25 protein-coding genes and 1 tRNA gene are annotated in these 24819 nt (G+C 52.1%); 12 read left to right on the top strand and 14 right to left on the bottom strand.

Going from position 1 to position 24819, the window contains the following annotated elements:
- Nucleotides 1-45 precede the first annotated feature (45 nt).
- From ACJHX7_RS01255 to etk, 3 genes are read left to right on the top strand one after another with little or no spacing between them, the layout of a single operon-like run.
- On the top strand, nucleotides 46-1185 hold the full coding sequence (locus ACJHX7_RS01255; protein ID WP_001295357.1) for a polysaccharide export protein: 1140 nt from the start codon (nucleotides 46-48) through the stop codon (nucleotides 1183-1185).
- Nucleotides 1173-1619 (top strand): protein-tyrosine-phosphatase Etp, encoded by a 447-nt coding sequence (etp, locus tag ACJHX7_RS01250; protein ID WP_000057871.1) that lies wholly within the window; start codon nucleotides 1173-1175, stop codon nucleotides 1617-1619. The genes ACJHX7_RS01255 and etp overlap by 13 nt, the downstream gene beginning before the upstream one ends.
- Before the next feature lie 19 nt (nucleotides 1620-1638).
- A complete protein-coding gene (etk, locus tag ACJHX7_RS01245; protein WP_000208668.1) occupies nucleotides 1639-3819 on the top strand; it encodes a tyrosine-protein kinase in 2181 nt (726 codons plus the stop codon).
- Between the two features lie 120 nt (nucleotides 3820-3939).
- On the opposite strand, the gene appA is transcribed toward etk, so the two are convergent.
- From appA to hyaA, 10 genes are all read right to left on the bottom strand, one after another.
- On the bottom strand, nucleotides 3940-5238 hold the full coding sequence (gene appA / locus ACJHX7_RS01240; protein ID WP_094029836.1) for a bifunctional acid phosphatase/4-phytase: 1299 nt from the start codon (nucleotides 5236-5238) through the stop codon (nucleotides 3940-3942).
- A gap of 79 nt (nucleotides 5239-5317) precedes the next feature.
- Complete coding sequence (gene cbdX / locus ACJHX7_RS01235; RefSeq protein WP_000270305.1) at nucleotides 5318-5410, bottom strand: cytochrome bd-II oxidase subunit CbdX; 93 nt, start codon at nucleotides 5408-5410, stop codon at nucleotides 5318-5320.
- A 12-nt stretch (nucleotides 5411-5422) separates the two neighbouring features.
- Nucleotides 5423-6559 carry a cytochrome d ubiquinol oxidase subunit II gene (gene appB, locus ACJHX7_RS01230; protein WP_094029816.1) on the bottom strand — a complete coding sequence of 379 codons (1137 nt, stop codon included), beginning with the start codon at nucleotides 6557-6559 and terminating at the stop codon, nucleotides 5423-5425.
- Nucleotides 6560-6570: 11 nt separating this feature from the next.
- A complete protein-coding gene (gene appC, locus ACJHX7_RS01225; RefSeq protein ID WP_410231508.1) occupies nucleotides 6571-8115 on the bottom strand; it encodes a cytochrome bd-II oxidase subunit 1 in 1545 nt (514 codons plus the stop codon).
- Nucleotides 8116-8248: 133 nt separating this feature from the next.
- Nucleotides 8249-9106 (bottom strand): hydrogenase expression/formation protein, encoded by an 858-nt coding sequence (locus tag ACJHX7_RS01220; RefSeq protein WP_094029818.1) that lies wholly within the window; start codon nucleotides 9104-9106, stop codon nucleotides 8249-8251.
- The gene (hyaE, locus tag ACJHX7_RS01215) at nucleotides 9103-9501 is read right to left on the bottom strand and encodes a hydrogenase-1 operon protein HyaE (protein WP_000063961.1); all 399 of its coding nucleotides are present in this window, start codon (nucleotides 9499-9501) and stop codon (nucleotides 9103-9105) included. Before hyaE ends, ACJHX7_RS01220 begins: the two co-directional genes overlap by 4 nt.
- Nucleotides 9498-10085, bottom strand: coding sequence for a hydrogenase 1 maturation protease (gene hyaD, locus ACJHX7_RS01210; protein ID WP_000003647.1), 588 nt, complete (start codon nucleotides 10083-10085; stop codon nucleotides 9498-9500). Before hyaD ends, hyaE begins: the two co-directional genes overlap by 4 nt.
- The gene (gene hyaC / locus ACJHX7_RS01205; RefSeq protein ID WP_001186424.1) at nucleotides 10082-10789 is read right to left on the bottom strand and encodes a Ni/Fe-hydrogenase b-type cytochrome subunit; all 708 of its coding nucleotides are present in this window, start codon (nucleotides 10787-10789) and stop codon (nucleotides 10082-10084) included. Before hyaC ends, hyaD begins: the two co-directional genes overlap by 4 nt.
- A gap of 18 nt (nucleotides 10790-10807) precedes the next feature.
- Complete coding sequence (gene hyaB, locus ACJHX7_RS01200) at nucleotides 10808-12601, bottom strand: Ni/Fe-hydrogenase large subunit (RefSeq protein WP_000107384.1); 1794 nt, start codon at nucleotides 12599-12601, stop codon at nucleotides 10808-10810.
- Entirely contained in the window at nucleotides 12598-13716 is a 1119-nt protein-coding gene (hyaA, locus tag ACJHX7_RS01195; RefSeq protein WP_001058323.1) for a hydrogenase 1 small subunit, read from the bottom strand. Before hyaA ends, hyaB begins: the two co-directional genes overlap by 4 nt.
- 426 nt (nucleotides 13717-14142) lie before the next feature.
- Here hyaA and ACJHX7_RS01190 point away from each other — a divergent pair.
- The 3 genes from ACJHX7_RS01190 (at nucleotide 14143) to tusE (ending at nucleotide 15517) form a co-directional block, all read left to right on the top strand.
- A tRNA-Ser gene (locus tag ACJHX7_RS01190) sits at nucleotides 14143-14230 on the top strand.
- Nucleotides 14231-14436: 206 nt separating this feature from the next.
- Nucleotides 14437-15096, top strand: coding sequence for an FtsH protease modulator YccA (gene yccA, locus ACJHX7_RS01185; RefSeq protein WP_000375131.1), 660 nt, complete (start codon nucleotides 14437-14439; stop codon nucleotides 15094-15096).
- A 91-nt stretch (nucleotides 15097-15187) separates the two neighbouring features.
- Complete coding sequence (tusE, locus tag ACJHX7_RS01180; protein WP_000904439.1) at nucleotides 15188-15517, top strand: sulfurtransferase TusE; 330 nt, start codon at nucleotides 15188-15190, stop codon at nucleotides 15515-15517.
- Here tusE and yccX read toward each other — a convergent pair.
- On the bottom strand, nucleotides 15514-15792 hold the full coding sequence (gene yccX / locus ACJHX7_RS01175; protein ID WP_000048236.1) for an acylphosphatase: 279 nt from the start codon (nucleotides 15790-15792) through the stop codon (nucleotides 15514-15516). The genes tusE and yccX overlap by 4 nt on opposite strands.
- Before the next feature lie 94 nt (nucleotides 15793-15886).
- Between yccX and rlmI the strand changes: the two genes are divergently transcribed.
- Both rlmI and hspQ read left to right on the top strand, forming a co-directional pair.
- Nucleotides 15887-17077: a 23S rRNA (cytosine(1962)-C(5))-methyltransferase RlmI gene (gene rlmI, locus ACJHX7_RS01170; RefSeq protein WP_094029819.1), complete on the top strand. Its 1191-nt coding sequence runs from the start codon at nucleotides 15887-15889 to the stop codon at nucleotides 17075-17077.
- Between the two features lie 57 nt (nucleotides 17078-17134).
- Nucleotides 17135-17452 carry a heat shock protein HspQ gene (hspQ, locus tag ACJHX7_RS01165; RefSeq protein WP_001295356.1) on the top strand — a complete coding sequence of 106 codons (318 nt, stop codon included), beginning with the start codon at nucleotides 17135-17137 and terminating at the stop codon, nucleotides 17450-17452.
- Between the two features lie 44 nt (nucleotides 17453-17496).
- Here the strand turns inward: hspQ and ACJHX7_RS01160 are convergent, their stop codons facing one another.
- Entirely contained in the window at nucleotides 17497-17910 is a 414-nt protein-coding gene (locus ACJHX7_RS01160; RefSeq protein ID WP_000665217.1) for a CoA-binding protein, read from the bottom strand.
- Between the two features lie 172 nt (nucleotides 17911-18082).
- On the opposite strand from ACJHX7_RS01160, the gene ACJHX7_RS01155 reads away from it, so the two are divergent.
- Entirely contained in the window at nucleotides 18083-18745 is a 663-nt protein-coding gene (locus tag ACJHX7_RS01155; RefSeq protein WP_000847791.1) for a DUF2057 family protein, read from the top strand.
- Between the two features lie 95 nt (nucleotides 18746-18840).
- The gene (mgsA, locus tag ACJHX7_RS01150) at nucleotides 18841-19299 is read left to right on the top strand and encodes a methylglyoxal synthase (protein ID WP_094029820.1); all 459 of its coding nucleotides are present in this window, start codon (nucleotides 18841-18843) and stop codon (nucleotides 19297-19299) included.
- A 31-nt stretch (nucleotides 19300-19330) separates the two neighbouring features.
- On the opposite strand, the gene helD is transcribed toward mgsA, so the two are convergent.
- Nucleotides 19331-21385 (bottom strand): DNA helicase IV, encoded by a 2055-nt coding sequence (gene helD / locus ACJHX7_RS01145; RefSeq protein WP_022645482.1) that lies wholly within the window; start codon nucleotides 21383-21385, stop codon nucleotides 19331-19333.
- Between the two features lie 122 nt (nucleotides 21386-21507).
- Between helD and ACJHX7_RS01140 the strand changes: the two genes are divergently transcribed.
- Nucleotides 21508-21954 carry a YccF domain-containing protein gene (locus tag ACJHX7_RS01140; protein WP_001261235.1) on the top strand — a complete coding sequence of 149 codons (447 nt, stop codon included), beginning with the start codon at nucleotides 21508-21510 and terminating at the stop codon, nucleotides 21952-21954.
- Between the two features lie 9 nt (nucleotides 21955-21963).
- Nucleotides 21964-24126 (top strand): YccS family putative transporter, encoded by a 2163-nt coding sequence (gene yccS, locus ACJHX7_RS01135; protein ID WP_000875039.1) that lies wholly within the window; start codon nucleotides 21964-21966, stop codon nucleotides 24124-24126.
- Here the strand turns inward: yccS and sxy are convergent.
- Nucleotides 24089-24718 (bottom strand): CRP-S regulon transcriptional coactivator Sxy, encoded by a 630-nt coding sequence (sxy, locus tag ACJHX7_RS01130; protein ID WP_000839153.1) that lies wholly within the window; start codon nucleotides 24716-24718, stop codon nucleotides 24089-24091. The genes yccS and sxy overlap by 38 nt on opposite strands.
- Between the last annotated feature and the right edge of the window lie 101 nt (nucleotides 24719-24819).

Genomic DNA, 24819 nt, shown 5'->3' with positions numbered 1-24819 from the left:
CCTGACGTAATTCATAACATTACAATGACTGATAAATATAAACCAATGAAAAAGAACATTTTTAAGTTTTCGGTACTGACATTGGCTGTTCTGTCTTTGACAGCATGTACCCTTGTTCCTGGTCAGAATTTATCGACCAGTAACAAGGATGTCATTGAACTACCTGACAATCAGTATGACCTGGACAAAATGGTCAATATCTATCCCGTCACGCCAGGATTGATTGATCAGCTGCGCGCCAAACCGATTATGTCGCAGGCTAACCCGGAGCTGGAGCAGCAAATCGCGAACTATGAATATCGTATCGGCATTGGTGATGTGTTGATGGTTACGGTCTGGGATCACCCGGAACTAACCACACCCGCAGGGCAATATCGTAGCGCCAGTGATACCGGCAACTGGGTTAACGCTGATGGTGCAATTTTCTACCCTTATATTGGTCGCCTGAAAGTGGCCGGGAAAACGCTTACCCAGGTACGCAACGAGATTACAGCGCGTCTGGATTCAGTCATTGAAAGCCCGCAGGTCGATGTCAGCGTCGCGGCGTTCCGATCGCAAAAAGCGTACGTCACCGGCGAAGTCAGCAAATCGGGTCAGCAGCCGATTACCAATATTCCTCTGACCATCATGGATGCGATTAACGCCGCGGGCGGTCTGACCGCAGATGCAGACTGGCGCAACGTGGTGCTCACCCAGAATGGCGTAAAGACCAAAGTGAACCTCTATGCGCTGATGCAGCGTGGCGACTTGCGCCAGAACAAACTGCTGCACCCGGGCGATATTTTATTTATTCCGCGTAACGATGATTTGAAAGTCTTCGTGATGGGTGAAGTGGGTAAACAGAGCACGCTGAAAATGGACCGCAGCGGTATGACCCTGGCGGAAGCACTGGGTAACGCTGAGGGTATGAATCAGGATGTCGCTGATGCGACGGGGATTTTTGTTATTCGTGCAACGCAAAACAAGCAGAATGGCAAAATCGCCAATATTTATCAGCTGAATGCGAAGGACGCATCGGCAATGATACTCGGAACGGAATTCCAGCTTGAACCTTACGACATTGTTTATGTCACTACCGCGCCGCTGGCTCGTTGGAACCGTGTGATTTCTCTGCTGGTACCGACGATTTCCGGGGTGCATGACCTGACAGAGACTTCACGGTGGATTCAAACATGGCCCAACTAAAATTTAACTCAATCCTGGTGGTTTGTACCGGCAACATTTGCCGTTCGCCCATTGGCGAGCGCTTGCTGCGTAAACGTCTGCCAGGCGTAAAAGTCAAATCGGCAGGTGTTCATGGTCTGGTAAAACACCCTGCAGATGCGACAGCAGCAGATGTTGCCGCAAATCATGGCGTATCTCTTGAAGGACATGCCGGACGTAAGCTCACTGCTGAGATGGCACGAAATTACGATCTGATTCTGGCAATGGAGTCGGAACATATTGCTCAGGTTACCGCAATCGCTCCCGAGGTCCGCGGGAAGACAATGCTGTTTGGGCAATGGCTGGAACAGAAAGAGATCCCGGATCCCTATCGTAAAAGTCAGGACGCATTTGAACATGTCTACGGTATGTTGGAGCGCGCCAGTCAGGAATGGGCGAAGCGCCTCAGCCGGTAATTTGAGTTTATAAAATACGATGACAACTAAAAATATGAATACGCCACCAGGCAGCACTCAGGAAAATGAGATCGATCTGCTTCGTCTGGTCGGCGAGTTATGGGATCACCGTAAGTTTATTATCAGCGTGACTGCGTTATTCACGCTGATCGCTGTCGCTTACTCGCTGTTAAGCACACCAATTTATCAGGCAGATACTCTGGTCCAGGTTGAGCAGAAACAGGGCAACGCCATTCTCAGCGGCCTGAGCGATATGATCCCTAACTCATCGCCCGAGTCTGCACCGGAGATACAACTGCTGCAATCGCGCATGATTCTCGGTAAAACCATTGCTGAACTGAATCTGCGCGACATGGTTGAGCAGAAGTATTTTCCGATTGTGGGTCGCGGCTGGGCGAGATTAACCAAAGAGAAACCTGGTGAGCTGGCGATCAGCTGGATGCATATTCCACAACTGAATGGTCAGGATCAGCAACTGACACTCACGGTTGGGGAAAACGGCCACTATACGCTGGAAGGTGAAGAGTTCACCGTCAATGGTATGGTCGGTCAGCGTCTGGAAAAAGATGGCGTTGCGCTGACTATCGCGGACATTAAGGCCAAACCAGGAACACAGTTTGTCCTGAGCCAGCGTACCGAACTGGAAGCGATTAACGCGTTGCAGGAAACCTTTACCGTTAGCGAACGCAGTAAAGAAAGCGGGATGCTGGAACTTACCATGACCGGTGATGATCCCCAGTTGATTACCCGTATTCTGAACAGCATCGCTAACAACTATTTGCAACAGAATATCGCTCGCCAGGCGGCGCAGGATTCACAAAGCCTTGAATTCTTACAGCGCCAGTTGCCTGAAGTGCGCAGCGAGCTGGACCAGGCGGAAGAAAAACTCAACGTTTATCGCCAGCAGCGCGATTCGGTTGACCTTAACCTGGAAGCCAAAGCCGTTCTTGAGCAGATTGTTAACGTTGATAATCAACTCAATGAGCTGACCTTCCGCGAGGCAGAGATCTCCCAGCTGTATAAGAAAGATCACCCAACTTATCGTGCGCTGCTGGAAAAACGCCAGACGCTGGAGCAAGAACGCAAACGCCTGAATAAGCGGGTATCGGCAATGCCTTCCACTCAACAGGAAGTATTGCGTTTAAGTCGTGACGTAGAAGCGGGCCGTGCGGTATATCTGCAATTACTTAACCGCCAGCAGGAGTTGAGTATTTCGAAATCCAGTGCGATTGGTAACGTGCGGATTATCGACCCGGCAGTCACTCAGCCGCAGCCAGTGAAACCGAAAAAAGCGTTGAATGTGGTGCTTGGTTTTATTCTTGGCCTGTTTATTTCGGTGGGTGCCGTGCTGGCGCGTGCGATGTTGCGTCGTGGTGTAGAAGCACCAGAACAACTGGAAGAGCACGGCATCAGCGTTTATGCCACTATCCCGATGTCCGAGTGGCTGGATAAGCGTACCCGTCTGCGTAAGAAAAATTTATTTTCTAATCAGCAGCGCCATCGTACTAAAAATATCCCCTTCCTGGCGGTGGATAACCCGGCGGATTCTGCTGTGGAAGCCGTACGTGCGCTACGAACCAGTCTGCACTTCGCTATGATGGAGACAGAGAATAACATTCTGATGATCACCGGTGCGACGCCAGACAGTGGTAAAACGTTCGTCAGTTCAACTCTGGCGGCGGTGATCGCCCAGTCCGATCAAAAAGTGTTATTTATTGATGCCGACTTACGTCGTGGTTATTCGCATAACCTGTTTACCGTGAGTAATGAACATGGCTTGTCGGAATATCTGGCAGGGAAAGATGAGCTCAACAAAGTGATCCAGCATTTTGGCAAAGGAGGCTTTGATGTGATTACTCGCGGTCAGGTGCCACCTAACCCGTCTGAACTGCTGATGCGCGATCGGATGCGTCAATTACTGGAATGGGCGAACGACCATTACGATCTGGTGATTGTCGATACGCCGCCGATGCTGGCGGTGAGCGATGCTGCGGTCGTGGGGCGCTCTGTCGGCACCAGCCTGCTGGTTGCGCGTTTTGGCCTGAACACCGCCAAAGAGGTGAGCTTGTCAATGCAGCGTCTGGAACAGGCTGGCGTTAATATTAAAGGCGCAATCCTCAATGGTGTGATAAAACGCGCCAGCACCGCTTACAGTTACGGCTATAACTATTACGGTTATAGTTACTCCGAGAAAGAGTAAAACTGAAGGTAAGGTGGCCGGATGCGGCGTGAACGCCTTTTCCAGCCTACGCATCAGACAGTTCTTCGTTTGTCATCAGCTTCAGAGCATTCAGGTAACTGAATGCTCTTTTTTTATGCATTACAAACTGCACGCCGGTATGCGTGCTTCATTCACGATTTGCGTAAAACCGGCCAACGAACACATGCCCTGCGCATTTCGCTCTTCACATCCTGCCAGGGTCAGTTTCACCTCTCCGGGCGGCGTATTTAATGATAGCGGCGTTTTATCACGCATCTGCTGTAAAGTCTGGAAGACCAGCGAAACCTGAATCCACTGGCTGTTATCGCTTAGCCGACGCCAGCGTTCAAACACCAGTTCACCACCTGGCGGTGTGTTATCCGGCTGACCTGGAAGCGTCCAGTTGAGCTCCAGTGCGCCGCCGAGATTTGCCAGATTAGTATCGTGTCCGGCGATAAACAGCACTGAAGTGGGTAATGTCACACCATACACCTGTTTTTGCAGTGGATGGGGCGTCAACGCTGTCATGATCAAATCCAACAACGGGGTGGCGCGGCTGCGGGCAACCTCTGGCGTGCGTTGTAGCAAATAAAACTGCGCGTTATGCAGGCTTAGCAAGGTGTTCCACTGGTGTGAATCGGTGATCCTTCCCCACCCCGGCTCCGGCATTCCCTGTGCTTGTTGCAGGAGAAATATCTCCGTCAGCATTGACGCTAGGCTTACCGCACCTGTTAATGAGACATTGTCGGCGCTCACCTTGAGTTCCGATGGTAATGCCTGCGTTAATGAACAGCTTTCGTCCTGTTTCTCACGGTTAAGGCACAAGTTTGATTGTGGGAAATTAAGCACCTGTTCCAGTTCGCGAAACGCCGTTTGTCGATGCCCGGTAAAGTCAGCAATTGACCCTCCTGCCCTGCTGAGGATCGCGTCAGTCACATTCGCGTTATCCAGTTGGCAAACGCCAGTTTTTAGAGGATTAAATAACGGATCGGGACTGGACGTATCTGCCTGGGTATGTACGGTTATTGCACAGTCAGGTGCCAGCCCGGCGGCGAAGGCTTCGCCTGTTTTACGGGTACGCTCGTCGACATCAGCAATAATCGCGACCTGACCAGGCTGCGGGCAGCCCTTTTTCGCCAGCAATCCGTCAGCCACCAGACGCTGGCGTTGGTAATGTCCGAGATAAGCGATTAGCTCACCACCGCGCGGTGTCAGCCACCCCAGTTTTACCGGCCATGTTGGCCATGCGTCTGGGGTGACATCCTGCATCAGTTGCGTGGCCTTGGTTGGGGCACGCACACCATGACGACTGACAATCACCACACTTTCCAGCTTCAGCTCCGGCTCACTCTTAGCGAATGCAGATTGCGGGGTTAACGGAATCAGAAGAGATAAAAATGGGATCAAGATCGCTTTCATCGATATGTTTCCGCTTTTCATATCCGACATTATTGATTGCCTGATACGACGCTAATGCGCCGCATCAGACTTACGTTCGTTAACTTTTCAGACGCGGGTCCAGCCATACCAACACAAGGGTGGAGAGCGAACACATCAACAAAATGCCAACGAACCAAAGTAAATACCACATTGTTCCTGCTCCTTAGTACAACTCGTTTTCGTTACGGCGGAGAGTTTCTGTTGTCATGCGCCCCCACATTTTGTAGTAGCTCCAGAGAGTGTAGAGCAACACAATGGGCAAAAATATCAGCACGATTACCAACATAATGCTCAGCGTCAGCTGACTGGAAGTGCTGTCCCACAACGTCAGGCTGGAGATTGGACTCACGCTTGACGGCATGACAAAGGGGAACAGCGTGATGCCTGCCGTGAAAATCACGCCAAATTGCATCAATGATGCCATCAAAAATCCCCAACCCGGGCGACCACGATAAATCGCCATCACCGTCAGCAATGGGCAGAAGAACCCCAGCAGCGGGAAGATCCACAAAACGGGCGATTCGACAAAATTATTCATCCAGGCACCAGGTAGCACTGCCACCAGTTTCATTAACGGATTGGAAGGACCGTTAGCATCCTGGGCGAGCAGTACAAAGCCATCAATACCGACCCACAGCCAGTAACCCGCCAGCAAAAAGCACAGCATCACCAACAGTGCAGCCCGTTTAGTCGCCAGCTGTGAACGCAGATGAATCACACCAACAGTTTTCAGTTGTAACCAGACGCCACCTTGCAAAATCACCATCCCAAGGCTGAGCAATCCGCACAATAAAGGGAATGGCGTCAGCAGTTGCCAGAAGCTGCCGAGATACTCCACGCGTAATTGCGGTGTGAAGGCAAACGGCACGCCGAGCAACAAGTTGCCGAAGGCGATACCGAAGACTATCGGCGGCACCAGACTGCCGATGACCAGACCGGCATCCCACATTTTACGCCAGCGTGCATCGGCAATTTTTCCGCGATAATCAAAGGCCAGCGGGCGGAAGAACAGCGAGCACAGCACCAGGATCATCGCCACATAAAAGCCGGAAAACGCCGCTGCATACACTCTGGGCCAGGCGGCAAATAATGCCCCACCTGCGAGGATCAACCAGACCTGATTGCCTTCCCAGTGCGCGCCAACGCTGTTTATCACTATCCGACGTTCATCATCATTACGCGCCACCAGCGGCAGCAGACAGCCGATCCCCATGTCAAATCCGTCGGAGACCATAAAGACCACCAGGATCACGCCAATCAGCAGCCACCAGATGAAGCGCAATGTTTCATAATCAAACATGATTTTCTCCTTTACCCCTGTTGCTGCGTCGGTTGTTCACTCTGCATCGCGCTCGGCCCCAGACGGGCATATTTCTGCATCAGGTAGACTTCGGCGATTAAGAACAGGGTGTAAAGCCCTACGATCATGATCAGTGAGAAAGCCAGTTGTCCTGTGGTTAAGGCGGAGTGCGCGGAGTATGTCGGTAAGATGTCCTGTATCGCCCACGGCTGACGACCAAACTCGGTCATAAACCATCCGGCTTCAATCGCAATCCACGGCAGCGGCAAACTCCAGAGCGCCATTTTCAGCACCCAGCGATGCTGGTCGATTTTGCCACGCAGCGTCTGGACAAGCGCAATCAGCATCACCAGTAACAGCAGGGAACCACAGCCCACCATGATGCGGAAACTCCAGAATACCGGCGCAACCTGAGGTATCGCGCCACGCATCGCCGCCTGGTACTGTGCGGCTGTGACATGATTCATATCCGGCGCATAGCGGGAGAGCAACATGCCGTAACCCAGGTCGCCTTCCAGCTCCCGGAATGCCTGCAACACATGCGGCTCACGATTGCCTTGCGATATTTCCTGCATTAACAGCCAGGCCATACGTCCGCGTTGCAAGCGTGGGTAGGTTTCAGCCATCAAATTCTTCAGACCCGGCACGGGTTTATCTAATGAGTGAGTGGCGAGGATCCCTAGCAGCGCGGGAATTTTGATAGCAAAGGCGTTACGCTCTTGATCCTGTTCCGGCCAGGCAACCACATGGAACGGTGCAGGTGCAGGTTCCGTTTGCCACTCCCCTTCCATCGCCGCCAGTTTTACCGGTTGTACTTGCGCGACTTCATACGCAGAACTGTCTCCGAGTTGCAGCGTGCCGATAATCGCCAGAGTACCGAAGACGGAACCGATGGAAAACGAGCGTAATGCGACATCGCGCTCCCGTCCGCGCAGTAAATACCAGGCGCTGATCGCCATAATAAACATGGCCCCGGTCACGTATCCCGCCATTACGGTGTGCACAAATTTCACCTGGCTGACCGGGTTAAAGACCAACTCGCTGAAACTGGTCATCTCCATACGCAGGGTGTCGATATCAAAATGCGCACCGGTCGGGTATTGCATCCAACCGTTGGCATTCAATATCCACAATGCAGAGAGATTTGAACCGAACGCCACCAGCCACGTCACCAGCAGATGCTGGTATTTATTCAGCCGTTGCCAGCCGAAGAAGAACAGCCCGACAAAGGTGGATTCGAGGAAGAAGGCCATTAATGCTTCCATCGCCAGCGGTGCGCCAAAAATATCGCCCACATAGTTGGAATAGAATGACCAGTTAGTACCAAACTGAAACTCCATGGTCAGGCCGGTAGCCACGCCAAGAGCAAAGTTGATACCGAAGAGCTTACCCCAGAAGCGCGTCATATCGCGGTAGATTGTTTTGCCGGTGACCACGTATATGGTTTCCATGATAGCCAGCAAAAAAATCAGCCCCAGGGTAAGGGGTACAAATAAAAAGTGATACAGCGCGGTCAGAGCAAACTGCCAGCGCGATAAATCAATGACATCACACATGCGCACTCCTGTAGGCGAAGAGAGAAAAATAACCCGATAATGGTAGATCTCCCTCTTTATCCTGAAACTCTACGACCAGAGGTATTCGCCGATTGCGATATTCATAAGACTGAAAGCGATACTTACCGTCTTTTTACGTCGGTGCACCTTCCGCCAGCCACTGACATACCTCGCTAAGCCGCTGCGCAGAGTCGACCAAATCTTCTGGCGCTGCCAGCACCACTTCCGGTATTGGGCAGATTTCATAACTTTCCAGTAACGGGCCTTTTAAGGTGTCCGTACAGCGTAAATGCCAGACATGGCGTAACCCCGTGGCGTTGATATAGCTCTCGCCATAGCCAATGGTACGAATCTGAATATTTCCCGGCCCACAGAGACGTGAGAGAAAAAGCCGATCAGCCTCGCTGATGGGTAATTGCGTCAGATTAATGCTGTGCGGCTGCGCGTCGGGGTTACGTACATGCGCCAGTAACTCATGCGCCAACGGTAGGCCATTCATCAGGCCATCAATGGGCGGCGGTAACAGCGAATCTGTCGGCAAGACGTTTTGCGTTGCCGCCTGCCACAATGCCAGCGGCGCGCAGCCAGCCTCCAGTTTGTCCTCCAGCAACTTGTCGCCGCGACGTCTGCGCACCCGCCATAATCCGCAGAAGATCGCCTCCTGTATTTCACTTTCACTGTCGTCAGCCTGCTGTATGCGCACTGACACTTCCCCTTCCCCGAGAAGCGTATTGATAAAGTGACGATCGTCGGTGTTGAGATTTAACAGATCGACTGCCAGCACCTCGCCCAACGGCGGCTGGCGTTCGCTTAGTTGATGTTGTAACTCGTTTAACAGCGCAATCACCTGCGGGCTGTGAGCACATTGCTCCAGGGCCGCCATACTCGGTTCATCATTCACCTGACAGGTGATCGGCAGTGGATTCATGCTGAAACTGTCATCGTTCGGTTGCGTTCCTGGCCCCAGCAGATGGAAAAAAGTTTCGCTCATGAGGCACGCTCCTGTTGTGGTTCGACAAGCCCACGCATCAGGTTTATCAGTTCCGCCCACGGGTGAATACCATTCAGCACGCCGCGATAGTTTCCGCCGGTAAACACTAATGTGGCGGGAAAGCGAAAGACGCCAAAGCGATCGCCGATGGCTTCGCTCTGCTCAAGGTCGGCAATCGCTACCTGCCATGTATAATCAGGAAACTCGCGCAGTAATTCGCCAATCATTACCGGATTATCGCTGACCTCTGGCGTGCGTTTCGGGTCACTGCTTAATAACACCACACCGTCTGGCGCTTGCGTAAGCCAGTCGTCAAGACGGGATTCACTGATCGGCGTCCAGCCGCGCGCCAGCATACGTTGCCACAACGCATCAAATGGCGTGTCGTTGCTCATTCCTGCTCCTCCAGCGTCATCCGGTACTGGCGCAAGCGAACGCCTTCGTAGTTTTCCATCGACAGACAGTCATAATTGAGACAGCGCGATTCATTAGCCGGTTGCGGCTCAATTCCCCACGCAGCCAGTTGCGCCAGCGCCGCCTGTTCCGCGGCGGGCAGTTGCTCCCGAGCCAGTTCGCTCAGGCTACCGCCGTAGTCGTCGAGCATCGCGGGTTGCAGGCCGACGAGGGCAATATGTGCTGGCAGATTTCCGCGGATATCTGCCAGCGCCAGTACTTCGGAGAAACTGTTCTGGTGCAGGCTCATTTTCTTCGCGCTGAGATAAGCCGGAATGCGTTCTCCGGCATACGTTCGTAGCGTTCCGGGTTCCAGCCCGTAATCAATGGCATCGAGAATCAACAGATGACTGGCGCTTTCGACATACCCCAGCAAGTTCAGTCCTTGGGTGCCGCCATCGACAATCTCCACATCCTCGGGCCAGTGATAATGGGCATACAGCCGTTCCGCCACCCGCACGCCGAAGCCTTCATCGGCCCACAGCAGGTTACCCAGCCCCATTACCACCACGCGTTGCTCGCTCATGAACGCTCCTTGTTACTTATTTTGCCAAATTTGTGGCTACGGTAGCCGTTAACCATGGTGGAGATCACCGTGTCGTCGGACATGATGTCTTCACGCAGCGCCATGTAGACATGACCGATCACAAACGCGCCAATCAGCCACATCCCCAGCCGATGCCAGCTGTGAATGTCCATTGAGTTGCCGCCCGTCCAGTAGAAAAATTCCACCACATAACGGAACGGCGCAAAAATAGCGTACTGGCTGTGTTCGCTGTACAGCGCAAAGCCGGTGATGATCATAAAAACTGACATCAGGAAATAGCCGAACATCGCCGCCTGGGCGATGGGGTTATGGCCTATATCGGCACTCGGACGTTTTGCCAGAAACAGATACCAGCGGATTTCATACCACACGCCCTGCCACCAGCTTTTACGCCATACCGGCACGATAAACAGTTCGCGGGAGTAACGATTGCCAACAAAAGCCCAGTAGATCCGCATCAGCAAGACCACGGTAAAAACCATCCCGGCGCTGAAGTGAATTAACCTGATGTAGCCCATATAGAACAGATACGTCGCCTCGCCGCTGACGGAAGGTAGCGGCTTGCCGATAAAGTATCCGGTGACCATCAACACCGCCATGCATAACACCGTCAGCCAGTGCCAGATACGCACTGGCGCTTCAAAGACATAGTGGCTGACAACGTTGTCGCTTTTCTGTTGCATGATGATTCTCCTTCGCTGTTAACGCACCTGCACGGAGATCAGCTCGCTACCGTCGTCGCCCAGCACGTGTGTTGAACAGGCGAGGCACGGATCAAAGCTGTGCAGAGTACGCAGGATCTCCAGCGGTTGCTCGGGGATCGCCATTTTGGTGTTCATCAGCGCCGCTTCATAAGCGCCAATTTGCCCTTTAGGATCGCGCGGGCTGGCGTTCCAGGTGGTCGGCACCACGCACTGGTAGAGATCAATCTTGCCATCGCGAATGGCGGCCCAGTGGCCTAACGCTCCGCGCGGCGCTTCGGTAAAGCCGACACCACGGCACTCTGTCGGCCAGGTTGCTGGTTCCCACTTCTCAGTGGAGGCGGTGGCGAGATTGCCGTTTTTGAGATTGGTCATCAGCTTGTCGAAGAAATATTGCAACTTGCCTGCGGCCCACTGCGCTTCGTGCGCGCGACACAAAATGCGGCCTAACGTTGACTGGATGCCGGAAAGCGGTAGGTTCAACGCCGACATCATGCGATCGACCGACTCAACGGTCGCCGCATCGCCTTTGTGATAAGCGATTAACGTGCGTGCCAGCGGCCCCACTTCCATCGCGTTACCGCGCCAGCGTGGCGCTTTGATCCACGAGTAGCGTTCCTGTTCATTCAGCTGCTGAATGTTGGTATCGCTGCCTTTGACATCGCCGGGGTTGTACCACGGGTCGGTAATACCATCGAACGGATGACGCCCGACCTGATCGTTGGGATAACGATACCAGGCGTGATCGACAAACTCCTGCACCTGCTGCGGATCAACCAAATCCACTGGCAGCACATTGTTGAAGTCGCCGTTAATCACCGCGCCGCCAGGCATCAACAGACTTTTCTCGCCAAAGTCGTTGGCAATATCCGGGAATGCGCCGTAGCTGAGGACACATTTATCAGAAAGACCCGTGCCGATTTCGCTCCACGGCTTGTTGAACTGACCGATGGCTAAGGCGTCGGGGATCATCACGTTGTTAATGAAATCCGCCGTACGGGTAATGATTGACTGCACCAGGTTCAGGCGTTCCATATTGACCGCCCCGACCGCGCCGCTTTCGTCAATGTTAATGGCGCAAGGCATCCCGCCGACAATCCAGTTTGGGTGTGGGTTTTTACCGCCAAAGACCGCGTGGATTTTGACAATTTCACGTTGGAAATCGAGAGCTTCAAGATAGTGGGCAAAGCCCATCAGGTTGGCTTCTGGCGGCAGTTTGTACTGCGGGTGCCCCCAGTAGCCATTGCGGAAGATCCCCAACTGCCCGCCTTCAACGAATTTCTTCAGACGGTTTTGTACGTCGAAGAAATAGCCAGGGGATGATTTCGGCCATGAGGAGAGACTTTGCGCCAGTTCGGAGGTTTTCCGCGGATCGGCTTTCAGCGCATCTAACACATCGATCCAGTCCATCCCGGCAAGCTGATAAAAGTGCACCAGATGGTCATGGCACCAGAGCGTCGCCAGCATAATGTTGCGGATGATATTGGCATTGTCCGGCACTTTAATACCGATGGCATCTTCGATGGCGTAAACCGAAGCCAGGGCGTGTACGCCAGTACAGACACCGCAAATACGTTCAACGAACGCCCACGCATCGCGCGGGTCACGCCCTTGCAGGATGATCTCCAGTCCGCGAAACATGGTGCCGCAGGAGACGGCATTGGTGATCACATTCTGATCGTTAATATTCACTTCGCAGCGCATGTGGCCTTCAATGCGCGTAATCGGGTCGACCACCAGGCGGCGTCCGGCATTATTGATGGTGTATCCCTGAGTTTCGTACTGAGTGCTCATGCCTGTTTATCCTCATTGCCTGGCTGATGTTCGGTTTCTGTAGGTTGCTGGTTATGACGTCTGCGCTGGTCAACGGCGCTGGCGACTGCGTGCACACCAACAGCCGCTGCCACCACGCCAAGCGCGGTTAAGCCGACGGTATCGGCGGTGGAATGAGTACCCATTTGCGGAATATCGACCACGCGGCTGTAGAACGAACCGCGATCCCAGAAACCATTTTCCGCACAGCCCAGGCAGCCGTGACCAGACTGGATTGGGAAAGAAACGCCATCATTCCAGCGTGTGGAGGAACAGGCGTTATAGGTGGTAGGCCCTTTGCAGCCCATTTTGTACAGGCAGTAACCTTTGCGGGCAGCGTCATCGTCCCAACTCTGGACGAACTCTCCGGCGTCGAAGTGGGCGCGGCGATAGCATTTATCGTGGATTCGCTGACCATAGAACATCAACGGACGGCCCATTCTGTCGACATCTGGCAAGCGATCAAAGGTCACCATGTAAGTAATGATGGCGCTCATCACATCCGGGATCGGCGGGCAGCCAGGTACTTTGATAATAGGTTTGTCGGTGATGACTTTGTCGATAGGCGTTGCCTGCGTCGGATTGGGTCGCGCGGCCTGCACGCAGCCCCAGGACGCGCAGGTTCCCCAGGCGATAATCGCACTGGCTCCGGCAGCGGCACGTTTGAGTTTCTCAATAAACGGTCGTCCGCTGCTGATACAGAACATCCCCTGCTCGCCCAGCGGCGGATTACCTTCTACTGCGAGGATATATTTGCCATTGTATTGCGTGATGATGTCTTCAAAGACTTCTTCCGCCTGGGTTCCGGCGGCAGCCATCAAAGTATCGTCGTAATCGAGGGAAATCAGGGAAAGGATGACGTCCTTTGCCAGCGGGTGAGCGGAGCGGATAAAAGATTCGGTACAGCAGGTGCATTCCAGACCGTGGATCCATACCACCGGAATGCGCGGTTTGTTCTCCAGCGCCCAGGCAATCTTTGGTGCCATTCCCGCGCCTAATCCCAGCGACGTGGCAGCCAGACTGCAATATTTGAGAAAGCTGCGCCGGGTAACGCCCTGACGCCGCATGGCCTGGTAAAATGTTTCCTCGTTATTCATATCGCACGTCTCTTCTCCTTGCGACACCGGCAGGACACCGGGCGCTTATGGTCGGCAAGCGACGTCCCTGTAGCAAGGCAAACCATCGCTTCACGTGAGATGCTGAAAACGAAAGCTCATCCTTCTGCACTGGCGCACGTCGCCAGAAAGTATTGTTAATAAAGCGTAGTGAAACTTTTGCACGAAACAATACAAACTGTGTGGATTTATCTTTTAGCGATAAAAATGGACCTATTTTTCTTTTTGCCGGGCAGTGGGGATGTTTAGCCGGTTGCCAAACGAGTAAAAGAGAAGGAATTCATGGTGATGAAATGATCAATCTGCTGTTATTTCACGCTATCAATGCACTTTTGGCTGTTTTTCAGGCAAACAAACAAATTAGGGGTTTACACGCCGCATCGGGATGTTTATAGTGCGCGTCATTCCGGAAGTGTGGCCGAGAGGTTGAAGGCACCGGTCTTGAAAACCGGCGACCCGAAAGGGTTCCAGAGTTCGAATCTCTGCGCTTCCGCCAAATAAGATAAGGGGTTAGCTAAATGCTAACCCCTTTTTCTTTTGCCTGTCGAAATTCTCAGGGCGTTATATTTGCTTAATGACCTGATAATCCGCTGTTAAACCTGTTCCAGATCAAATGCGTAAAGATGGGTAAAACTTCTGGGTGCCCTTACGCATTATCATTATGCTGCTTAATTAATTACATCTGTCATAGAGAGTGACTCAATGGATCGTATTGTTAGTTCTTCACATGACCGTACATCACTGCTTAGCACCCATAAGGTGCTGCGTAATACCTATTTTCTGCTGAGCCTGACGCTGGCCTTTTCGGCGATTACCGCAACTGCCAGTACGGTGCTGATGCTGCCATCTCCGGGTCTGATTCTGACGCTGGTGGGTATGTATGGTTTGATGTTCCTGACCTACAAAACGGCGAATAAGCCGACCGGGATTATCTCCGCATTCGCCTTTACCGGTTTTCTGGGTTATATCCTCGGGCCAATTTTGAATACCTATCTGGCTGCCGGAATGGGTGACGTAATCGCTATGGCACTGGGCGGAACGGCGTTAGTGTTCTTCTGCTGCTCTGCATATGTGCTGACCACCCGCAAAGATATGTCATTCCTTGGCGGTATGCTGATGGCGGGTATTGTGGTGGTGCTGATTGGTATGGTTGCTAATATCTTCCTGCAACTGCCTGCTCTGCATCTGGCGATCAGCGCGGTCTTCATTCTGATCTCCTCTGGCGCTATTTTGTTTGAAACCAGCAACATCATTCATGGCGGTGAAACGAACTATATTCGTGCCACGGTTAGCCTGTATGTTTCGCTGTACAACATCTTCGTCAGCCTGCTGAGCATTCTGGGTTTCGCCAGCCGCGATTAATCTCACCCACTAACACTTTCATAGCCTCGCTTTATGCGGGGCTTTGTTTTTTGTTACACTGCCGCCAGTCTGATTAAGGTAGTAAAGAATTATGCTGATCTTCGAAGGTAAAGAGATAGAAACGGATACCGAAGGCTATCTCAAAGAAAGCAGCCAGTGGAGTGAGCCACTGGCGGTGGTGATTGCAGAGAACGAAGGGATTGCGCTGTCGCCAGAACACTGGGAAGTGGTGCGTTTTGTGCGTGATTTCTATCTGGAATTCAATACTTCTCCGGCGATTCGTATGCTGGTAAAAGCGATGGCGAATAAATTTGGCGAAGAGAAAGGCAATAGCCGCTATCTGTACCGACTGTTCCCGAAAGGTCCGGCAAAGCAAGCCACCAAAATTGCTGGCCTGCCTAAACCGGTAAAATGCATTTAACGGATACGAAAATCCGTTAACTCCCCGGAGGGATGATGCGGCTCGCTAAGCACCCGTTCCACACGCGCTGAACGCGGGCCGCCACTTTTTAACCACTGCATTAATTTTTCCACCTGCCCTTCTTCACCGCAGGCAACCACTTCCACGCTGCCATCGTCAAGATTTTTGGCGTACCCGGTTAGTCCCAGTTTTTTCGCTTCGTACTGCGTGGTGTAGCGGAATCCTACGCCCTGAACTCGCCCGTAAACCCAGGCAATTATGCAGACTTTCGACATTGCTGCTCTCCTTATCCTTAATGGACGCGTTGCAAATCCATGGAAAACTCCGGACAATGACGCCCATTTCTTTGCATCGACAGAAAAGTAAATTATGAGTGTACGTTTAGTGTTAGCCAAAGGGCGCGAAAAATCATTACTTCGTCGCCATCCGTGGATCTTTTCCGGGGCCGTTGCCCGCATGGAAGGTAAAGCCAGCCTCGGTGAAACCATCGATATTGTTGATCATCAGGGAAAATGGTTAGCACGCGGCGCTTATTCGCCAGCTTCGCAAATCCGGGCGCGCGTCTGGACGTTTGACCCGTCTGAGTCTATCGACATTGCTTTTTTTACCCGACGTTTACAACAAGCACAAAAATGGCGTGACTGGCTGGCGCAAAAAGATGGCCTCAACAGCTATCGTTTAATCGCCGGAGAATCTGATGGCCTGCCGGGTATTACTATCGATCGTTTCGGTAATTTTCTGGTGCTGCAACTGCTGAGTGCTGGGGCAGAATATCAGCGCGCGGCATTAATTAGTGCCCTGCAAACGCTCTACCCCGAATGTGCGATTTACGATCGCAGCGACGTCGCGGTACGTAAAAAAGAAGGGATGGAGCTGACCCAGGGCCCCGTCATCGGCGAGTTGCCGCCTGCCCTGCTGCCGATTGAAGAACACGGCATGAAGCTGCTGGTGGATATTCAGCACGGACACAAAACGGGCTACTACCTGGATCAGCGTGATAGCCGCCTGGCTACCCGCCGCTACGTTGAAAATAAACGCGTACTGAACTGTTTCTCCTATACCGGTGGTTTCGCCGTATCGGCACTGATGGGCGGTTGCAGCCAGGTTGTCAGCGTTGATACCTCCCAGGAAGCCCTGGATATTGCACGGCAGAACGTTGAGCTGAACAAACTGGATCTGAGCAAGGCTGAGTTTGTCCGTGATGATGTCTTTAAATTGCTGCGTACCTATCGCGATCGCGGTGAAAAATTTGACGTTATCGTGATGGACCCGCCGAAGTTTGTTGAGAATAAAAGCCAGTTGATGGGCGCGTGTCGTGGCTATAAAGACATCAACATGCTGGCGATTCAGTTGCTGAATGAAGGCGGAGTTCTCCTGACTTTCTCCTGTTCTGGCCTGATGACCAGCGATTTATTTCAGAAAATCATCGCAGATGCCGCAATTGATGCCGGTCGTGATGTACAATTTATAGAGCAGTTCCGTCAGGCAGCCGATCATCCGGTGATCGCTACCTATCCGGAAGGGCTATATCTGAAAGGGTTTGCCTGTCGCGTCATGTAACTTGAAATGTGGAATTTTACCCTTATATCAAAGGTAAAGATTTCCCGGGAGGTGACTATGATTGCCAGCAAATTCGGTATCGGCCAGCAGGTCCGCCATTCCCTGTTAGGTTATCTCGGAGTGGTCGTGGATATCGACCCGGTTTATTCGCTCTCTGAACCGTCGCCTGATGAGCTGGCGGTGAATGACGAGCTTCGCGCCGCTCCGTGGTATCACGTGGTGATGGAGGACGATAACGGCCTACCGGTTCATACCTACCTGGCTGAAGCCCAGCTAAGTAGCGAATTGCAGGATGAACATCCTGAACAGCCATCCATGGATGAGCTGGCGCAGACCATCCGCAAACAACTCCAGGCCCCGCGTCTGCGTAACTAATCCCTGAACAAATCCCCGGAAGGTTTTTGCCTTCCGGGGATTTTTTATTTGGCCAGGCCCAGGCGAGGGATCTCAATAGCCGGGCAGCGATCCATCACTACATTTAATCCGGCATCCCGAGCCAGTACTGCCGCTTGCTCATTAATCACCCCCAGTTGCATCCAGAGGGTTTTCGCGCCGATGGCGATCGCTTCCTGCGCTACGCCCCACGCCGCTTCTGAATTACGGAAAACATCGACCATATCGACTTTTTCCGGAACGTCTGCCAGCGTGCCATACCCCTGCTGGCCCAGCAGTGTTTTGCCAGCAACTTTTGGCGAAACCGGAATGACGTGATACCCCTGGTCGAGTAGATATTTCATCACGCGATAGCTGGGACGATCGGGTTTGTCGCTTGCCCCCACCAGCGCAATGGTGTGAGTGGACGTTAAAATGCCTGCAATATCGGTTTCTTTCATTATTTCCTCCAGACTGTTTAACAAAGTGTACGACAAAGCCGACATGCCAACCATGCAGCTAATACGAATGAATGAGAGCAAAAGCGGGAAATATGTCTATATGTTAGTAAGTATGATTAAAGAAAAATTTTGACACATTATTATTCGGGCGGTCTTTTGACAGGAGCTACCTATGAAAACCGGCATCGTGACCACCTTGATTGCATTATGTTTGCCGGTATCCGTTTTTGCCACCACGCTGCGGCTTTCAACCGATGTCGATCTTCTGGTACTCGACGGCAAGAAGGTTTCCAGCTCTCTGCTTCGCGGTGCGGACAGCATTGAACTGGATAACGGACCGCATCAGTTAGTGTTTCGCGTTGAGAAGACGATTCATCTTTCCAATAGTGAAGAACGGCTGTATATCTCCCCACCGCTGGTGGTCAGTTTTAATACCCAGCTCATCAACCAGGTCAATTTTCGCCTGCCTCGCCTGGAGAATGAGCGGGAAGCTAACCATTTTGATGCCGCGCCGCGCCTTGAATTGTTGGATGGCGATGCGACGCCGATTCCGGTAAAGCTGGATATTCTCGCCATTACCTCAACGGCAAAAACGATTGATTATGAGGTCGAGGTTGAACGCTATAACAAATCCGCGAAACGCGCTTCACTACCGCAATTTGCCACGATGATGGCAGATGACAGTACGCTGCTTTCGGGTGTTTCCGAGCTGGATGCTATTCCACCGCAGTCTCAGGTGCTCACAGAACAACGGCTGAAGTATTGGTTTAAACTGGCTGACCCACAAACGCGAAATACTTTTCTGCAATGGGCGGAAAAACAACCATCTTCCTGAGATTTTTGTGCCTGTGCGCAGGCTTTTTCGGTCTTTCTCTTGCAGCGATAAGTGCTTACAGTAATCTGTAGGAAAGTTAACTACGGATGTACATTATGGAACTGACGACACGTACTTTACCTGCGCGGAAACATATTGCGCTGGTGGCACACGATCACTGCAAACAAATACTGATGAGCTGGGTGGAACGACATCAACCGTTACTGGAACAACACGTACTGTATGCAACAGGCACTACCGGTAACTTGATTTCCCGTGCAACCGGCATGAACGTCAACGCGATGTTGAGTGGCCCAATGGGGGGTGACCAGCAGGTTGGCGCATTGATCTCAGAAGGGAAAATTGATGTATTGATTTTCTTCTGGGACCCACTAAACGCCGTGCCGCACGACCCTGACGTGAAAGCCTTGCTGCGTCTGGCGACGGTATGGAACATTCCGGTCGCCACCAACGTGGCAACGGCAGACTTCATTATCCAGTCGCCGCATTTCAACGATGCGGTCGATATTCTGATCCCCGATTATCAGCGTTATCTCGCGGACCGTCTGAAGTAATATTGCACAGGTGGCAAACGCCACCTGTTTTTTACGGTTTTCTCGCCACCGGCACATCCAGATTTTTCAGTATTTCGACAAATGGAGAGGGATTCTCTTTGTTAAACAGTGCCCATACCCGATGGCGTGCCCGGGTCAGCGCCACGTACATTAACCGCCGTTCTTCAGCGTCCGGGAAATCCTCAACCGGTGGCAGTAGCGCCTCTTCCATAATCGACTCCCGCGCCGCAGCCGGAAAACCATCACTCCCCTCCTGCAAGCCAACGATGATGACGTAATCCGCCTGTTGCCCTTTGCTGGCATGAATGGTCATAAAGTCGATTTGCAACTTCGGCCAGCGTGTTGCCGCTTTTTCCAGGCTGGCAGGCCTCATGTGATGGTAACGCGCCAGGATCAGAATGCGCTCTTCCGGTTTGGCATAACCAGAGAGCTTATCCAGCAAAGCGTCAAGATGGCTCTCATCCAATAACGTGACGGCTTTTTTGTCTCCATTGGTTAAGCTGTTTAGCGGCTTTTTCAGCTGGCCTGGGTTCTGCTGAATAAACCGGTTTGCCACCTCACCGATACGACTGTTAAAACGGTAAGTCGTGTCTAAATCGCAGCGATCACCTTCACCAAAGTTTTCATGGAAAGCGGTGGTGAGCGACATTTGCGCACCGCTGAAGCGATAAATCGCCTGCCAGTCATCACCAACGGCGAACAACGTCGTCTGACTGTTTTGCTTGCGTAATGCCGCTAACAACGCTGCGCGCTGCGGCGAGATATCCTGAAATTCATCAACCAGAATATGCTTCCACGGGCTGATAAAGCGACCTTTCTCCAGAATCACAATCGCCTGGTGAATAAGGCCCGAAAAATCGACAGCGTTTTCTGCCTTCAGCGCACCTTTCCAGGCTTTTAATAACGGAGCCATCAACTTGATACGTTTACTGAACAGATCGCGAATCTCTTCGGGTGCACTGGCAATCATTTCTGCCTGTGCACCACCGTGCATCCGCATCAGACTTACCCAACGATCGAGGCGTGAGGCAAGACGACGCTGTAATTTTTCATCATCCCAGAAGTTACCTTCTGGCACTGACCACTGCATTTCTTCCGTCAGCCATTGCCGCCAGCCCTTCGCCTGCGCTTTCTTTTCGCTGCATTGCTTGCGCCACTCAGCAATAAAAAGTTCATGACGGGCAGCGGTATCATTTTCCAGTTTGCTGACTATCGGAACTTTTTTGCTGCCCTGCTGAATAATATGCAGCGCCAGCGCATGAAATGTGCGTGCGGTAATGTCTTCGGTATGTAGCCGTTCGCGAATACGCTCGTCCATCTCTTCAGCGGCTTTGCGACCAAACGCCAGCAATAAAATTTGCTCAGGGGACGCTTCACCACGTGCCAGCAACCAGCCTGCACGGGCCACCAGCACCGACGTTTTTCCGCTTCCTGCACCAGCCAGCACTAACAAAGAATGCTCGCCATTAACGACTGCCCGGGCCTGCGCCGGATTCAGCGGTGAAGACTCGACCTGGCGGAAAAAATCCGCATACTCGGTAAGCATGGCTTCGGTATACGCCTGATTATGCTGCAACCGAGCGCCTTCAATGTCCTTCAACCAGGCCTGACATTTACGCCACGCCTCACGGCAGTTATCGAATTCTTCCAGTCGGTTAACCGGCAACGGCAACGCCGACAAAGCCTGGCGGATTTGTTGCTGCACACCAGAGGTTTGCTCACGCGTCAGCCATTTATTTTCTCCGGTGCGCGTGGCAATCAAATCCAGTTGCTGACGTAAAACGCCAGACGCAATTTCGCTCATCTCCCCACTCCACCGCCGCCAGTGAGTATCAAGATGATGGTAAAAACGCTGCGTCTCGCCCCATTCGGTGCCGTGCAGACGCACCACTTTTTCGTCCGGCAGTACAAATTCCAGCTCGCCCCATACCAGACCGCGCTTACAGTGAATCGCCAGTAATTGATTGAAAGGAATAAGGTATTCGTGGCGATCGCCGGAGACTTTAATCCCGGCATTGAGGATCACCGCCCGATCGTAAGGGTGCTGTGCCAGACGTTTTCCAAGCGTTGTCGCTTTCAGTTCCATGACTCTGTAGATCCACACGAAATGATTTCTTATCAGTGTAACCGTCAGAGAAAACGTGCTCCAGCCCAAAAAAACGTTACAATTGCCGCCCATTACTGAAAACCACAGTAAAGCGAGGTTTTATGCGTACCGTTTTGAACATTCTGAACTTTGTGCTTGGCGGATTTGCCACCACTCTGGGCTGGCTGTTGGCGACTCTGGTCAGTATTGTGCTGATTTTTACCTTACCGCTGACACGATCCTGCTGGGAGATCACTAAACTGTCTCTGGTGCCTTATGGCAATGAAGCTATTCATGTCGATGAACTGAACCCGGCTGGCAAAAATGTGCTGCTAAATACTGGCGGTACGGTATTGAATATTTTCTGGCTGATTTTCTTTGGCTGGTGGTTATGCCTGATGCACATTGCAACGGGCATCGCACAATGTATTTCCATCATTGGCATTCCTGTCGGCATTGCGAACTTTAAAATTGCCGCTATTGCACTATGGCCGGTCGGTCGTCGCGTGGTATCGGTAGAAACAGCGCAAGCTGCGCGTGAAGCCAATGCACGTCGTCGTTTTGAATAATCCACTAATATGGCCTTTATGCTAAGTCCTTTGCTCAAACGCTATACCTGGAACAGCGCCTGGCTGTATTACGCGCGTATTTTTATTGCGCTTTGTGGAACCACAGCGTTTCCGTGGTGGCTGGGTGATGTAAAACTGACGATTCCGCTGACGCTGGGGATGGTGGCAGCGGCGCTGACCGATCTCGATGACCGACTGGCGGGACGTTTGCGTAACCTCATCATTACGCTGTTCTGCTTTTTTATCGCCTCGGCCTCAGTAGAACTGCTGTTTCCCTGGCCCTGGCTATTTGCGATTGGCTTAACGCTCTCAACCAGCGGCTTCATTTTGCTCGGCGGTCTGGGTCAACGCTATGCAACAATTGCCTTCGGTGCGTTACTGATCGCCATTTACACTATGTTGGGGACGTCACTGTATGAGCACTGGTATCAGCAGCCGATGTATCTGCTGGCCGGTGCCGTCTGGTACAACGTCCTGACACTTATTGGTCATCTGCTGTTCCCGGTCCGCCCGCTGCAGGACAACCTGGCGCGTTGCTATGAACAACTGGCGCGTTATCTTGAGCTCAAGTCGCGCATGTTTGATCCTGATATTGAAGATGAAAGCCAGGCACCGCTGTACGATTTGGCTCTCGCCAACGGTCAACTGATGGCGACATTGAATCAGACGAAACTCTCGCTGCTGACCCGCTTACGTGGCGATCGTGGTCAACGGGGAACGCGTCGCACACTGCATTATTACTTTGTCGCGCAGGATATTCACGAGCGTGCCAGCTCTTCTCATATTCAATATCAAACATTGCGTGAACATTTTCGCCACAGCGACGTGCTGTTCCGTTTTCAGCGGCTGATGTCGATGCAGGGCCAGGCGTGCCAGCAACTGTCACGTTGTATTTTGTTGCGTCAGCCTTATCAACATGATCCGCATTTCGAGCGCGCTTTTACGCATATTGATGCTGCGCTGGAGCGGATGCGCGATAACGGCGCACCTGCCGATTTACTCAAAACACTGGGATTTTTGCTGAACAATTTACGCGCCATTGATGCCCAACTGGCAACAATTGAATCAGAACAGGCCCAGGCACTGCCCCATAATAATGACGAAAATGAGCTCGCTGATGACAGCCCGCACGGATTGAGTGATATCTGGCTGCGTCTTAGCCGTCACTTCACGCCGGAATCCGCCCTCTTCCGTCATGCGGTAAGAATGTCGCTGGTGTTGTGCTTCGGCTACGCCATCATTCAGATAACCGGAATGCATCACGGGTATTGGATCTTGCTGACAAGTTTGTTTGTCTGCCAGCCAAACTATAACGCCACTCGCCACCGCCTGAAGTTAAGGATTATTGGGACGCTGGTCGGTATCGCCATTGGCATTCCTGTACTGTGGTTTGTACCGTCACTGGAAGGGCAACTGGTGCTACTGGTTATTACCGGCGTGCTCTTTTTTGCCTTCCGTAACGTGCAATACGCCCATGCAACGATGTTCATCACACTTTTGGTGCTACTTTGTTTTAACTTGCTGGGTGAAGGTTTTGAAGTGGCGTTACCTCGCGTAATCGATACGCTGATTGGTTGTGCCATTGCGTGGGCGGCGGTGAGCTACATCTGGCCTGACTGGAAGTTTCGCAATCTGCCGCGCATGCTCGAACGTGCCACCGAGGCCAACTGTCGCTATCTCGATGCCATACTGGAGCAATACCATCAGGGGCGTGATAACCGTCTGGCGTATCGTATTGCCCGCCGCGATGCACACAACCGTGATGCTGAACTGGCGTCGGTGGTATCAAATATGTCCAGCGAGCCGAACGTTACCCCGCAAATTCGTGAGGCCGCGTTTCGGTTGCTGTGCCTTAACCATACGTTTACCAGCTATATCTCAGCCCTCGGTGCTCACCGGGAGCAGTTAACTAATCCTGAAATTCTGGCGTTTCTTGATGACGCAGTTTGCTATGTTGATGACGCGTTACATCATCAACCTGCTGATGAAGAACGCGTCAATCAGGCATTAGCTGGCCTGAAACAGCGGATGCAGCAACTTGAACCACGGGCAGACAGCAAAGAACCTCTGGTCGTACAACAAGTTGGGTTATTGATTGCATTACTGCCAGAGATTGGTCGTCTGCAACGCAAGATTACTCAAGTTCCGCAGGAAACTCCTGTTTCGGCGTAAGAGAGTCAGCCCATTCTGCAAGCTCCTGGCGGCGTGCCACCGGGAGCGCAGCTTCATGAATGCCGATAATGGCCCCTTCAAGCATAAACAGAATCTTTTCTGTCACCAGACTGTTTTGCTGCCGCAGTCGCAACCAACACATTTTTGCCCCTAGTATACGTAACGCCCGTACATCCTTAATCCCCACCTCCCCGAGAATCGCTTCCAGATGAAAAGACATATTGGGCAAATCTTTCAGTCTTTCCCGGGTATTGCGCGTGCTTTTCTCTTTCAGCGCTGCATCGAGAGAATATTTCGACAGACGCACCAGCTTCAGTTGATTTCGCCATAGACTTTCATCAACCCGATAGTAGTTGAGGGTAACGGATCGGCCACACTTTTTATATGTCAGCCAGACAGGCGGATGTTTTACACAGTACTGTGCACTTTGCTCACAAGCCCGAAGATACAACTCACCATCAGAAACCATCGCAAACACCGTGTCGTCAACGGTCAGGCTGTAACTACCAAACAATGATCGGTATTCAATTGTGCCCAACGTTGCCAGGTATTCTTGTGATTTATAGATCCGCTTATAGGAGAGGCTTTTCATAAAATTCCTTTTAAAATCATAACATAAAAGAATGATTCACATTAACGGATCCGTTAACTACGAAAATAGGCAACTTATTCTTAAGGGGCAAGATTAATTTA

It is taken from the genome of Escherichia sp. WS1451 (assembly GCF_046487365.1).
In the GTDB taxonomy this organism is placed as follows: domain Bacteria; phylum Pseudomonadota; class Gammaproteobacteria; order Enterobacterales; family Enterobacteriaceae; genus Escherichia; species Escherichia coli.
This window is presented reverse-complemented; position numbering and strand designations above follow the sequence as displayed.